The organism is Enhygromyxa salina (assembly GCF_000737335.2).
GTDB classification, from domain to species: Bacteria; Myxococcota_A; Polyangia; order Nannocystales; family Nannocystaceae; genus Plesiocystis; species Plesiocystis salina_C.
Genome location: NZ_JMCC02000044.1, coordinates 54,972 through 68,104, shown reverse-complemented (window position 1 = coordinate 68,104; position 13,133 = coordinate 54,972). Strand labels below are relative to the sequence as shown.

9 protein-coding genes and 2 tRNA genes are annotated in these 13,133 nt (G+C 67.7%); 3 read left to right on the top strand and 8 right to left on the bottom strand.

The window, feature by feature from the left end; genetic code table 11:
• Positions 1-63: 63 nt before the first annotated feature.
• Positions 64-1,551, top strand: coding sequence for a hypothetical protein (locus DB30_RS18080; protein ID WP_052550588.1), 1,488 nt, complete (start codon positions 64-66; stop codon positions 1,549-1,551).
• Here the strand turns inward: DB30_RS18080 and DB30_RS18075 are convergent, their stop codons facing one another.
• From DB30_RS18075 to DB30_RS18045, 7 genes are all read right to left on the bottom strand, one after another.
• Positions 1,552-3,282: an IgGFc-binding protein gene (locus tag DB30_RS18075; protein WP_052550586.1), complete on the bottom strand. Its 1,731-nt coding sequence runs from the start codon at positions 3,280-3,282 to the stop codon at positions 1,552-1,554. It lies immediately after the preceding gene.
• Between the two features lie 104 nt (positions 3,283-3,386).
• Positions 3,387-3,460: transfer RNA gene (locus DB30_RS18070), tRNA-Arg, on the bottom strand.
• Positions 3,461-3,482: 22 nt separating this feature from the next.
• Positions 3,483-3,556 (bottom strand) — tRNA-Pro (locus tag DB30_RS18065).
• Between the two features lie 143 nt (positions 3,557-3,699).
• Positions 3,700-4,398, bottom strand: coding sequence for a non-canonical purine NTP pyrophosphatase (locus DB30_RS18060; RefSeq protein WP_052550584.1), 699 nt, complete (start codon positions 4,396-4,398; stop codon positions 3,700-3,702).
• A gap of 4 nt (positions 4,399-4,402) precedes the next feature.
• Positions 4,403-5,173, bottom strand: a complete 771-nt coding sequence (gene rph, locus DB30_RS18055; RefSeq protein ID WP_052550582.1) for a ribonuclease PH — start codon at positions 5,171-5,173, stop codon at positions 4,403-4,405.
• 129 nt (positions 5,174-5,302) lie between these two features.
• Positions 5,303-5,581 carry a hypothetical protein gene (locus DB30_RS18050; protein WP_052550580.1) on the bottom strand — a complete coding sequence of 93 codons (279 nt, stop codon included), beginning with the start codon at positions 5,579-5,581 and terminating at the stop codon, positions 5,303-5,305.
• Positions 5,582-6,068: 487 nt separating this feature from the next.
• Positions 6,069-6,560: a hypothetical protein gene (locus tag DB30_RS18045; protein ID WP_052550579.1), complete on the bottom strand. Its 492-nt coding sequence runs from the start codon at positions 6,558-6,560 to the stop codon at positions 6,069-6,071.
• 95 nt (positions 6,561-6,655) lie between these two features.
• Between DB30_RS18045 and DB30_RS18040 the strand changes: the two genes are divergently transcribed.
• Together DB30_RS18040 and DB30_RS18035 are read left to right on the top strand one after the other, a co-directional pair.
• Positions 6,656-8,713, top strand: coding sequence for a 3-hydroxyacyl-CoA dehydrogenase/enoyl-CoA hydratase family protein (locus DB30_RS18040; RefSeq protein WP_052550577.1), 2,058 nt, complete (start codon positions 6,656-6,658; stop codon positions 8,711-8,713).
• 90 nt (positions 8,714-8,803) lie between these two features.
• Positions 8,804-9,889 carry a hypothetical protein gene (locus DB30_RS18035; protein ID WP_052550576.1) on the top strand — a complete coding sequence of 362 codons (1,086 nt, stop codon included), beginning with the start codon at positions 8,804-8,806 and terminating at the stop codon, positions 9,887-9,889.
• Between the two features lie 34 nt (positions 9,890-9,923).
• Here the strand turns inward: DB30_RS18035 and DB30_RS18030 are convergent, their stop codons facing one another.
• The gene (locus DB30_RS18030; RefSeq protein WP_052550574.1) at positions 9,924-12,905 is read right to left on the bottom strand and encodes a TIGR03960 family B12-binding radical SAM protein; all 2,982 of its coding nucleotides are present in this window, start codon (positions 12,903-12,905) and stop codon (positions 9,924-9,926) included.
• Positions 12,906-13,133: the final 228 nt, after the last annotated feature.

Genomic DNA, 13,133 nt, shown 5'->3' with positions numbered 1-13,133 from the left:
CATGGGCGCATGCCCGAATCCACCTCCCCTCCCCCGTTCGGGCCCAGCTGAGGCGCTCGATCCGTGGAGTACGTTCGCTTCCAATGCCCGGCCTGCGGGGCCGAGCTCCCGCCAGAGCCGCCAACTGCCGAGGTCAACTGCCAGTACTGCGGCTCGCGCTTCGCCCCCGAGCGGGCGCGCACGGCCAAGACCATGGCGGGGGTCAGCCTCGACGCCAAGGCGCTGTACGAGCACATCCGCCGGGCCAACGAAGAGCTCGCCAAGACGGCCCAGCGGCTCGAGGTGTCCGAGCAGGCTCGCGCCGAGCTCGAGGCCGAGCGCCGCGAGTCAGAGGTCAAGCACGAGAAGGCCAAGCAACGCAGCCGACGCAAGCACCTGGTTGGGCGTGCCGGCCGACTGCTGGTCCAATCGCTCGTGCTGGCGGTCGTCGCGGGGGTGATCGCGTTCGTGCTGGTCGCCGCAGGCGTGGTCGCGCTCGACGACATCCCCGGGCTGCGCAGGCTCGCGGGCGTGTTCGAGCGGATCGAGGCCAAGATCGACGCAGAGCTCGAGACCAGCGGCGTCGATCCGTGGGCCGGTCCGCCGATGCTGACCGAGATCGCCGGCCAGCCCGCGATCGTGGCCCGGGTCCGCGACCACGCCAGCGATCGCATCTACGTCGACGCCTACGCGATCGCCACCGCGACCCGCCTGTGGCGGATCGGCCCGCTGAGCCGGTCCGACCGCGAGCTTCAACACGTGCGCTTCACGATCGCGGATCACTGGCTCGTCGTCAGCGACACCCAGTCGTCCGTGTTCGTCCACGAGCTCGCAACCGGCAACCGCGTGCATACCCACGAGGTCGGTGACCCAGTCGACTATCTGTGCAACGTGCCCGCGGCCGAGCCCGGCGCGTCGCCCTTGGTCTATGTGCACACGGCCAAGCGCCGCCATCACATGCTCGATCTCGAGGCTGGCGAGCTCGGCCGTCAACGTCAGCCCCCGCTCGGCTGCGAGCCCGCCCGCGCCAACGAGCTGGATCCCAGCGTCGCGCTGCCCAACAGCGTCCGCGACAAGCTCGATGGGGTCCACCTCGGGCGGGTCCACGCCAACCCCACGACGGGGCGTGGCGTGGCGCTGAGCAAGATCGCGGGGACAGACGACGACGACGACGGGCAAGCGATCATCGTTGGCTTCAGCTTCGACCCAGAGACCCCGGCCGCGCGCGCCAAGCGGCTCGATCGCGGCAGCGCGTTCCGAGTGACAGTCAGCGAGAACACGTGGCGCGAGCCGATGCCCGCCGCCTCGGCGCCCTGGCCGATCGGCAGCACCGTGGTCGCAGACCGCCTGGTATACGGCTGGATCGACGGCGAGAGTCGCTACCACGTCGACGCGCGCAGCGTCGAAGACGGCGCGCTGATCTGGTCCGTCCCGCTCGAGCTCGGGGTCGCGGATCGGCTGATCGGCGTCCGGGCCTCTGCGGCCCACGTGGTCGTGATTCGCAGCCACGTGCTCGAGCTGCGCGACGCGAACACGGGCGAGCTGCTGAACCGCGTGGGCGCGGCGCCGTGACTACTGCGGGTTGATGACCGCGAGCTGCATCCCGCCTGGGTACGCGTACGAGGTCACGTTCGTGTAGCCAACCTGCATGACCCCAAACGGCTGCGTGCTGGTTGCGAAGTGGGCCCCCTCGCTCACCGCGTGGTCCGATATCTCCCAGGCCCCGACCTGGTAGTAGCCATCCACGACGACACCGTCGATCAACACGTCGTCGCCCCCGGCGGGGCGGATGATCTGCGCATAGTGCTGGGTGTAGTTGGTCCCCGTCACGAACGCGTAGGTGTCGAGGAACTGCGCGGTCGGGACCATCTGATACATCGAAGGATCACCGGTCCCGGCGCCACCGTTTTGGCCTTCCAGCAATTGCACGGGCATGAATGGCCCATCGCCCGTGAACAAGAAGCTCTCCTGGGTGCCAAACTGGTAGTACTCGCCCTTGTCGAGCGCCAGCGGGAACCCGGGCTGCTGCGGCATGGTGTTGACCGTGATCCCGTCTTCACCGCCGTACACGCGCCAATAGTAGGTCTCGTTGCCGCGCTGCGGGGCGTGAGCACCCACGTATTCCTCGCCCCAATACTCGAGCGGGAGCATGACCTCTTCGAGGTGATCGCAAAACGTGGTTGGGTAGGCCGGCACGTTCGCGCACTCGCTGGCGCCCGCCACCCACACCGGCTTGTCGGAGGTGATGATCGTGCCCGAGAGGTCCTGGTATTGCGCAGCCACGACCACGTTCAGGGTGTCGTAGCGCTGCAGCATGACCTGGGTGCTCTGCCCCTGCGCCAGCGCCTGAACCCCGCCACCGCCGGCCGTTGGACCCCCAGCGAGGAACCCCAAGGTCGTGTCGTCTTGCGTTGCGATCGCGGTGAAGTAGCTGGGGTAGTGAACGGTGAAGGTGCCAGCGTAAGAAGCGACCACGTAATTGCCGGTCAGCGCGTGATCCGGCAGCAGCATCGAGGCGTCGTTGGTCGCCTGCGACCCGATCGGCGAGTGCAGATACGCGACAATTGGGATCGAGGTCTCGACCCGATAGACCCCGCCTGTCCGCACGGTCGTGATGCTCTCGATCTGGGCGTTGTCGAGCTGGAAGGTGTGGGTTCCTTCGGGCCCGACCATGACCGGCGCACCGAGCGGCTGCTCGGCGTCTTGACCGTCGGGTACGAAGTACAGCTGCGCCGTCGCGTTCTTGCTCGAAGATACGTTGCCGATCACCAGCGAGTCGGGCTGGTTGGCGTGGAGGTTGTCCATGCGGTTGGCGAAGAACGAGCAGCCGACCGAGCTGGGGTTGAGCTGGATCAGCTCGCACAGCGGCACACAGCCCCCGCCGAAGCAGCCCTCGTTGTCGGGGCACGGGACGGGGTCGCCCCACGCCGATCCATCGTCGATACAGGTCTGGACGCTGTCGGGATCGAAGCAGCTCGTCTGACCCGGATCGCAGAACGTCGCCCCGGTGTCGCCGTCGCCGTCGCCGTCGCCGTCGCCGTCGCCGTCGCCGTCGCCGTCGCCGTCGCCGTCGCCGTCGCCGTCGCCGTCGCCGTCGCCGTCGCCAGGGTCGCCATCGCCATCGCCATCACCGTCGCCATCGCCGTCACCGTCGCCATCGCCATCGCCATCACCGTCGCCCTCGCCCTCGCCGAATGTGCCGCCCACCTCGATGTCGGTGAGTTCGTCGCCGTAGCAACCCGACGTCAGGCACATGTGGTCGCTGGCCGAGTCGCTGCTGCAAGCGAGCATGAGGGTGGACATGCCCACGAGCCAGAGCAGTCCAGGACGAGGATGAAGATGAGGAACCAGCCGTTCAGCCATGACGGGGGCATCATCGCGCATACGCGGGCCCTCGTGGGCAACCTTGCACCCACCAGGGCTCGAACCTGGGCCATTCGGCTTAGAAGGCCGATGCTCTATCCAGCTGAGCTATGGGTGCGATGCCACAGAGGCAAAGAAAATCGGGGCGAAAGGATTCGAACCTTCGGCTTCCTGCTCCCAAAGCAGGCGCGCTACCAGACTGCGCCACGCCCCGAAACGACGCGCAGCCTATCCGAGTGCGGGATCGAAATCTAGAGGGTCACACCTGGAGGCTGAGCGGGGCGATTTGGCCCCGATCGGGTCCCGATCTTTAGGCCAGCACCCTCCGAAGCCCGAACTCCCTCGCTGCGGCGAGGGTCACTGGAGGATCAGCGGCAGCTCTTGAACCAGGCGCCGCCCCGCGGCTCCACGGTGGGATCGCTGCGACTTCTCACCCCGGCTCAGCTCCGCGAAGGTGCGCGTGTCACCGTCGATCCAAAAGTGCGGGTCGTAGCCAAACCCGCCGTCTCCGCGGGCGGCCACCCGGACGTTCCCACGGCAGCGCCCCTCGATGCACAGACAGTTCTCCCGCATGAAGATCGCCCCGGCGTCGGGCAGGGTGAAGTCGAAGGGGCGGGTCCCGACCTGGCGGATCGCCAACACGCACACGTATTCGGCCGGGGACGACTCGAGCCCGCGGGCGGTGAGCTCCGCGACCAGCTTGGCGTTGTTTCGCTCGTCGTTGGCGTTGGGACCCGCGAAGCGAGCCGAGTAGACACCTGGCTTGCCGTCAAAGGCGTCCACGCACAGGCCCGAGTCATCGGCGAGGACCAGCTCGTCGCGCGGCGCGCCGACCGTGCGCAACCACTGCGCGATCCCGGCGGCTTTGAGCACGGCGTTGCCCACGAAGGTGATCTCGGTCTCCTCGATCTCGGGCGGCTTGCCGTACTCGGGCAGCGCGGCCACGCTGACGATCTCGAGCTGGCGCACCTCGGGAAAGCGCGCCCGCGCGAGCATCGACGTCAGCTCTTGGAGCTTGTGAGGGTTGCTGGTGGCGACGACGATTCGACGAGGCATCGACTCACACTCCCGCTTCGATCAGTGCAGCCCGCTGTGCGGCCATCAGCTCGGCGACCCCGGACTCGGCCAGATCGAGCATTCGATCGAGCTGCGCGCGGCTGAAATCCCCGCGTTCGCCGGTCCCCTGGACCTCGACCAAGCCAAGCGGCGCGTCGGGCATCCCCCCTCGCATGACCACGTTGAGATCGACGACGGCGCGGCTGTCCTCTTGGTAGCAGAGGTCGAGCATCGCGATGGGATCGTCCTCGGCACCCTCGGACTCCACGATACCCACTGACACAGCCGCGACCTGACCCAGCCCGGGGTGGGCGCTGAGCTTGCCGCTGGCCACCAGCTTGCGCAGGCAGATCTCGAGGGCGACCCAAGCGCCGGTGACGGAGGCCGTACGCGTCCCGCCGTCGGCTTCGATCACGTCGCAGTCGCAGACGATCGAGAGGCCCCCATCGGGACCCACGAGCTGGCTGAGATCGACACCCGCCCGCAGCGAGCGGCCGATCAGGCGCTGGATCTCTTTGCCGCGCCCACCTGGATCACGGCGCCCACGTGGCCGAGTCGCGCCAGGCAACATCGCGTACTCGGCCGTGATCCAACCACCGCGAGCGAGCCACGACGGCGTGCGTGGCTCGAGCGAGGCCGTGCACAAGACTCGCGTCGCGCCGGTCGCAATCAGGACCGAGCCCAGGGCGGCGGCGGTGAAACCAGGCTGCAGGCTCAGGCCTCGCAACTGCCCAGGGGTGCGTTGATCGATCCGGTGAGTGAGTGCTTGCGGCAACGTCGTCTCTCTGTCTGCAAAGTACCAGGACGGCGCACGCTGTACATCGCTGCGACGTGAGTCCAGGCGTGAACCAAAAAGAAAGACCGGAGCCACGTGGCTCCGGCCTTCCATTCTGTAGAGGGTGGATTACTCGGGGGCGGCTTCAGCGTCGCCCGCGGGTGCGGCTTCGCCCTCTGGTGCAGCCTCGCCCTCTGGGGGCGCGGCTTCGGGGGCAGCAACCTCGGCCGGTGCGGCCTCGGGTGCAGGCTCATCGGCCTTCTTGGCATCGGCCTTGTCATCGGCCTTCTTTTCGTCGGCCTTGTCGGCCTTCTTGTCGTCCTTCTTCTCTTCCTTCTTGTCGCAAGCAGGGGCGGCGAAGGTCAGAGCAGTAAGGGCGGCGACGAGGATGGTGGTGTTGAACTTCATTCTCGCGTCTCTCCGTGTGTCGATTCGAGTCGGTTTGGAAGCCCCACACCCAGGCACCGAGTGTGACTGGGCTTGCGCGGGGCGAGCGGCGCGTGCGCCGGATGCAATCATTACCACGTGTCCGAGGCGACCGCAGCCCCGACATTCGGTGCAGTACCTGTGGACACCCCGCTTCGCTCCAGGTTTTGGGGGTGTGGGGCGCACGCATCAGGACTTTGTGAAGGTAATTAAACACAAGCAAGCACACGGCGACATCACGCTATCCGGTGCCAGACCTGGGCGCCATGCGCCGATAAATGCCAGAAGAATCAAGGATCGACCGGAATCTGGTCCCCTGGCTCGCGACGTCACGGATCACCCGAACGGCGGGCAGCACGCGAACTGACAAAGCTAGTTTCTCGCGTGCCGGGCGTTGACCCGACAAATTTGTCACGCGAAGTGAAATTCGCGGGTGCGAAGACTCAAGCGCGGCGGATGCGGGGAGAGATCACCACTCGCAGCCCCAATCCTGCGTTGCGCGCTTGGCCTGCTCGCGAGCGATGCGGCAGCCAGTCTGGAGCCCCTGCTTGGCGGACGCCCCGCCCGCCGCGGTCTGCTTCCACGCCTCGATGTTGATGAACACCTGGCGGCGCAGGGCCTCGCGCTCCGCTTCTGGCACTTTGCTGTCGATACAGGCCACGAAGTCCTTCACGTAGGTGTCGCACAGCTCGACGCCGACCTGCTCGAAGGACGCGGGCAGTGGTGGTTGCTCTTCTTGCTCTTCACCGGTCTCGGTGTCCGTCCCCGTGTCGCCCTCGCCCTCGCCCTCGCCCTCGCCAGCGGCGACGGGCGCCCCACCAGCCTCGGGGGCCGCGGGATCGGCCGCGGGCGTGGGCGCGGATGCGGCCGAGGTGTCGGCCTTCTTCTCGGTTTCTGCGCCCTTGCAGGCGGGAAGCGAGACGAGCAACAGGGCCAGGGTGAGCACGCGTGAGGTCGACATCGCGGGCAGTCTATCAGCCCGGCCCGTGAAAAAGCTCAATCGACGACCTTTGCGGACCTGTCAAAAGCCCGGCGCCCTTCCCTACCATCCGGGCCATGCCGATCAGCGATCCTTCCGTCAGCGCGATCTTCCAGCCCGATGCCAGCGAGCCCGTCAAGGCGCTGTTGGTCGCGGGTGCATGCGGCAACGTGGGCTTCGGCAAGCTCGGACAATTTGGCCGGCTGCTGGCGAAGCACGGCGTGCCCGTGATCGCGCTGGATCTCTCGGACGCGGTGCAGGGCGTGAAGGACAAGCTGCGCGAGGCGTTCGGCGGGCGGTTCTCCCCGGAGGAAGTGGACGCGGTGCTCGACAACATGACGATCGTGCAGGGCACCCTCGACGACGTCCCCGCGGCGCTGCGGCTCGGCTTCGTGTTCGAGGCGATCCCCGAGCGGCTCGACATCAAGCAACCCTTCTACCGGGCGATCCGGGCCCGCGACCCAGAAGCCTACGTGTTCTCGGCGACCTCGGGCCTGACCACCAAGCACCTGTTCGAGGGCCTGCCTGGGGCCGATCGCTCGGGCGTGATGCACCCCTTCTTCCCGCACCTGACCAACAAGCTGTGGGAGGTCCCCACGCGCGGCTGCACGACGTCAAAGGACACCCTGAAGGTGATCCGCAAGTTCCTGAGCAAGCTCGGGATGAACCTGATCGAGACCGCTGACGCGCCGGCGTTCGCGGCCGACCGCATCTTCTGCGGGATGATGCTCGAGGCGGTCCGCATCCACGCCAGCACGGGGCTCGCGCCCGCGCAGATCGACGACGTGTGCCGCAAGCTGCTGGGGACCTCGCCCTTCTTCGTGCACAACCTGATCCCGGGTGCCAACTACCTGTCCGCGCACTGCATGCAGCTGCTGAGCGAGGAGGTCGACTCCACGCTGTACCAGATCCCCGAGCAGTGGCAGCCCTACATGAAGGACCCCCACAAGAAGTGGCCCTACGAGCGCGGCCAGCAGTGCCCGCCCGAGCACGTGGCCATGGTCGAGCAGCGCATGCTCGGGATGCTGTTCTCGCTGACGGCCTACATGCTGAAGCACGAGGTCGCGCGGGCCGACGCGCTCAACTTCTTGTGTGAGAACGCCTTGGCGTTCTCGATGGGGACCCCGGCGTTGATCGCCGAGCGCGGGCTCGAGGCCAGCAAGCAGCTGGTCGCCGCGTTCTTGGCGGATCAGTCGATCACCAAGGCCGACGAGGTCGCGCCGATCGCCGAGCTGAGCGAAGCCGCGCTCGCCTCGATCTACGTGTCCACCGCCGTGCACGGAAACGTTGGGCTGATCTCGCTCGGGCGTCGCACGATCAACCATCGCTTCATCGCCGAGCTCGACGCGGCCTACGAGCAGCTCGCCAACGACGACGCCGTCGCGGCGATCGTCGTGGCGCCGGACGGCACCCTCAGCCGCGAGTTTGGCCACGGCGCAGACTTGAACTGCTTCGTGCCCGTGCTTGGCGATCACGATCGGGCGCTTGGCCTGATCCAAGGCTGGAAGCGCACGCTCATGAAGTTCAAGACCAGCGCCAAGCCAACCGTGGCCGCGCTCGTGGGCCGGGTGCTTGGCGGCAGCAACGAGTTTGCGTCGTGCTGTCAGGCCCGGGTGGCCGGGGCCGGAACGGTGATCGGTCAGCCCGAGCCAACCGTTGGGGTGCTGCCGGGTCTCGGGGGCTGCCACCACATTCACCGGGCTTCCAAGCCGCAGAGCTGGGCGCGGATCAGCGAGCTGTTGCTGACCGGGCACGCGTTCAAGGCCGAGGAGGCCGCCGAGTGGGGCTACGTCTCGAAGGTCGTGGCGATCCGCGATCTGCCGGCCGAGAGCATGGCGTTCGCGGCTGGGATCGCGGCTGGCAAGATCGAGCGCCCGGCGTTCCGCGACGGGCCAGCCGAGGTCGCGGCCAGCCGTGATGTGGATCCGTGCAACGAGGCGGGCGTGCCGCTCGACGCGGACCTGCGCGAGCTGATCGCCAGCACGATCGAGCGCGCAAACGCGCTGCCGTTTGCCGAGGGATCTGCGGTCGAAGAGCGCGCAGCCGCGCAGAGCCTGACCATGAGCAGCACCGCGATCGGCGTGAAGGCGATGCAGCGCGGCAAGCCGCCGGCGTTTGAGAAGCCGCTTGCCTGACCCGGCCGCGCGAACAGGCGCGCTGACGTGGCGGTCGAGTGACTCCAAATCGCTGGATCGCCGCCGTCAGCATCGGCGTACACTCGCGGGATGTTGCGCCATCGCTCGCTGTTCACCTGCTTGCTGACTCTGACCGCCGCCTCGCTCGCGTGTGGCGACAACACGGCCGACGGCGGGAACGACACCGCCAACGACGGCGGCACCGCCAGCGAGACCGCCGATGGTTCCGAGGCGTCGGGAACGATGAGCTCGACGGGACCGGGCGACGGCGACGGCGACACCGGTGACGGTGACCCTGGCGACGGCGACGGTGATACCGGCGACGGTGACACTGGCGACGGGGACGGCGACGGCGACACCGGTGACGGCGACGGTGATACCGGCGACGGCGACGGCGACGGCGACACTGGTGATGGTGACGGGGACACCGGTGATGGCGACGGCGACGGTGACCAATGCGAGGTCGCCGAGATCGCCTGCGACGGCCTCGACGAGGACTGCAACGGCATCATCGACGACCTCGACGAGGGCATGGATGGGTTCTGCGACTGCTATCGGATCGGGATCATCGGCAACAAGGGCGCCAACCCGGCGGCGGACTTCGAAGCGTGGCTCGAGAGCAAGGGCACCACGGCCACCCGGTTCGGGACCATGGTCAACCATGTGCTGACGGTCGACGATCTCGCCGAGATCGACATCTTGATCGTCGACCGCCTGACCCATCAGTACTCGCCCCAAGAGGCCGCGATCCTACAAGCCTGGATCGCAGCCGGGCATGGGTTGATCAGCATGGCCGGCTACACCAACAACCCAACCGACGTCGCCCAGCAAAACTCGCTGGTGACGATCCCGACGGGCCTGAGCTACGCCGCGCCGATCTACATCGACCCCACGGAGGTCTGGCAGAACCATCCAGTCGCCGAGGGGGCCCAGGGCGTGCAGATCTACGGCGGCTGGCAGGTGGTCGGTGCCGGCATGGTGTTCGTTCGGCCCCAGGGTGAGAACAACACCTCGCTGGGTACGGCGGTCGAGCTGACCGATGGCGCGGCGATCGTGTTCGCCGACGAGTGGATCAGCTTCGACTCGGAGTGGCAGCAGATCCCGCAGGTCGAGGTGTTCTGGCAGAACATGATCAGCTGGGTTGGACCCAAGACCTTCTGCGCCGATCCGCAGTGAGGGTTGGGCCGAACCGGCCGCAGTCGGCCTAGACCTAGACAGGCCCGGGCACGTGTCGGCGGTGCTCGGGCCGCCAGGCGCCACCAAGCTCGCGCAGGCCGATCAGCTCCGACTCGGGCTCGGGCCGGGCGAGCAGTCGCTCGCGTCGCATGCGGTGATCTTCCACGGGCGCGCCGAGCAAGAGCGCCGCGAGCTCGCGCGGACGCGCGTTGGCGCCCTCCACGTCGGTTCGCAGGCGAAACCGCAGCAGGGCGAGGTCCTCGTCGACATCGGCAGAGAGCAGGCGCTGATCCAGATCGATCGTCACGCTCTTGCTCCCGACCTCGCGCCGCTTGCCACGGTGCTTCTTCTTGACCTTCTGCTGCCGGGTGACGAACAGGTTGCCGGCCGCGAGCATCCCATCGACGCGCTCGCGCAGGCCAGACATTTGCTCGGGCTGGAGGTGGACGGCGAAGTCGGCCCCGGCGACCAGCTCACCGAGGGTCTTCTCGCCGGGCGGGACGATCCGGGCGTCGAGCAGGTGAAAACCAGGCGGCTGGACGGCGCGCAGGCGCTCGAGCAGGTCAGCCGCGATCGCGGCCCGCTCGGCCGCGTCGAGCAAGCCGAGCATGTCCTCGGCCGATCGCTCGAGCAGCAGGTCACAGTCGAGCACGTCTTCGTCGGCGCCCATGCCCAGCGCCAGCGCCGGGCCAAAGCTCATGCGTGGCAACGGCGAGAACCCGCGCGAGAACCCGATCTCGAGCCCGGCGCGCCGAAACATGCGGGGAATGATGCGAACCAAGTCGAGCTGGCTGAGGAAGCGAATGGTCCCGCGCTTGGCGAAGAACAGCCGGACCTTGCTGTAGGGCGCCTCGGCGTTGTGCTTGAAGGCGCTGTCGTCAGCGAGGTTGCTGGCGGCCATGCCCCGGCGCAGGCGATCGAGCGGGATCAGCTGTTCGCCGCCCGCTTGGGCCTGCTGTTGGGCCTGTTGCTGGGCGAGCTCGGCCGCCTCGGCCGCGGCCTCTTGCTTGGCGATCTCGACCTCGCGCTCGGTCGCCATGGTCGAGAGCCCACGCAGCGCGACGATCCGCTCCTCTCGCATCTCGCCCAGATCACAGGCCACGCCGCAGTCGTAGCAGACCAGTCGCTTTTGCTCGGCCTGGGCCGCGTCGAGCGTGGTGTGGTGAACCTTGGCGCCGGCCGGCTTGCCGCACGGCGGCGACACGCGGCTGGCCAAGGCCTTGCGGTACTCCCCTTCCAAGAAGCCGGGCTCGAGCTGCATGTCGAGGTGCGACCACGGCAGCGGCACGCCGACCGGCAGCGTGCGGGTGTAGATCTCGGGCCGGATCGCGTGGGTCTCGAGCGCGTCGAGCCAGGTCTCGAACGAGAAGTACTCCTTCCATCCGTCGAAGCGCGCGCCGTTTTGGTAGGCGGTCTCGAGCACGTCGCCAAGCCGCCGATCCCCGCGGGCGAACAGGCACTCGAGCCAGCTCTCGCGCACGTTGTGGGTCTTGATCGCCAGCTTGTTGCGGGTTGCCATGTCGCGCAGCAGCCGGACCTTGGTCTCGAGGTCCTCCATGCTGTCCATCGCGGCCCACTGAAACGGGGTGTGGGGCTTGGGCACGTGCTGCGAGACGCTGAGCGTGATCGCGGGGGGCCGGGCCAGCTCGAGCTCGCGGGCGACGTTGCGGACCATGCGACCGGTCTCGATGATCCCGGCGAGGTCCTCGTCGGTCTCGGTCGGCAAGCCCATGATGAAGTACATCTTCATGCGCTCGTAGCCGCGCTCGAACATCCGCTTGGCCGAAGCCAGGATGTCTTCGTCGCTGACGTTCTTGTTGATCACGTCGCGCATGCGCTGGGTGCCCGCCTCGGGCGCGAAGGTCAGGCCGTCGATCCCAACCTTCTTGATCTCGTCCATCATCGACTCGTTGAGGCCGTAGGCGCGCAGCGACGCGATGCCCAGCGAGACCCGGCGCTTGGCCAGCTCGGGGACCAGGGCCTTGATCAGCGGATCGATGCACGACACGTCGGCGGTGCTGAGGGCCGTGAGGCTGGCCTCGTTGAAGCCGGCGGCGTCGGTGCCCTCGAGCACGGCGGCGACGATATCCTCGGGCTTTCGCTCGCGGACCGGGCGGTAGATCATGCCGGCCTGGCAAAACCGGCAGCCCTCGGTGCAGCCCCGGGTGATCTCGACGCTGGCGCGGTCGAAGATCGCCTCGGCGTAGGGGATCGGGAAGCGCGTGGGGAATTTGAAGTCGTCGAGGTTGCGGACGAACACGCGCTGGATGTCGAGTGGCGCGTTGGCGGCCTCCCCCTCCGGCGAGCGGCCAACGACGACCTGCAGCTCGGTCCGCGGCTCGACGGCGACCTCGAAGAACATCGGCACGTACATGCCAGGCAGCTGCGCGGCGGCGGCGAGGATCTCGAGCCGCGGCCGGCCTTCGTGGCGCATCTGACCGATCAGGCGCAGCAGCTGGGGCAGCAACTCTTCGGCCTCACCGACCAAGAACAGATCGATGAAGTCGGCGAGCGGCTCGGGGTGCGTGGCCGTGGGGCCGCCAGCGATCACGATTGGATCCGCGTCGGATCGATCGCGCGAGCGCAGCGGGACCTGGCCAAGCTCGAGGTTGAGCAGCACGTTGGAGTAGCTCAGCTCGTACTGCAACGAGACGCCGACCACGTCGAACTCGCGCAGGGGGGTGTAGGTCTCGAGCGAGACCAGCGGCAGCTCGCGCTCGCGCAGCTCGGCCTCCATGTCGCGCCACGGTGAGAACGCCCGCTCACAGCACAGGTCGTCGGCCGCGTTGACGAGGTCGTAGATGATCCGGGTGCCGAGGTGACTCATGCCGATCTCGTAGAGATCGGGGAACGCGAGCACGAACCGACAAGCCAGCTCGGCGTGCGACTTGACGATCGCCTGCTCCTCGCCGCCAAGGTAGCGCCCCGGCTTCTTCATGCGCGCGAGGAAGGCTGCGTACGGATGCGCGGCAAGCGCGTCATCCCGAAGATCCTCGAGGTTCACCGAAGTCGCCATCGCGCGCTTGTTACCACCTTTTTTCATTACCCCCACATGGACCTACGACTTCGCCGACTGCAGCCGCTCGCGCGTCTGGTCGCTTCGCTCCTCGGGGCTGGCTGTTCGCATCCGCATGATTGGCCCCCTGGGAGGGGGCTCGGGTGGCTTCGGCGCACGCCTACGTCCGCTTCACCGACCGCAGCCGCTGGCTCGGTCCTCGGGCCTCCACGGCGCTTCGCTCCTCAC

Bases quoted from the DNA above. Each gene is read 5' to 3' on its own strand.
- DB30_RS18040 (WP_052550577.1), top strand. From the start codon at position 6,656: ATGCCGATCAGCGATCCTTCCGTCAGCGCGATCTTCCAGCCCGATGCC.
- DB30_RS18075 (WP_052550586.1), bottom strand. From the start codon at position 3,282: ATGTCCACCCTCATGCTCGCTTGCAGCAGCGACTCGGCCAGCGACCAC.
- DB30_RS18045 (WP_052550579.1), bottom strand. From the start codon at position 6,560: ATGTCGACCTCACGCGTGCTCACCCTGGCCCTGTTGCTCGTCTCGCTT.
- DB30_RS18050 (WP_052550580.1), bottom strand. From the start codon at position 5,581: ATGAAGTTCAACACCACCATCCTCGTCGCCGCCCTTACTGCTCTGACC.
- DB30_RS18060 (WP_052550584.1), bottom strand. From the start codon at position 4,398: ATGCCTCGTCGAATCGTCGTCGCCACCAGCAACCCTCACAAGCTCCAA.
- DB30_RS18035 (WP_052550576.1), top strand. From the start codon at position 8,804: ATGTTGCGCCATCGCTCGCTGTTCACCTGCTTGCTGACTCTGACCGCC.
- DB30_RS18030 (WP_052550574.1), bottom strand. From the start codon at position 12,905: ATGGCGACTTCGGTGAACCTCGAGGATCTTCGGGATGACGCGCTTGCC.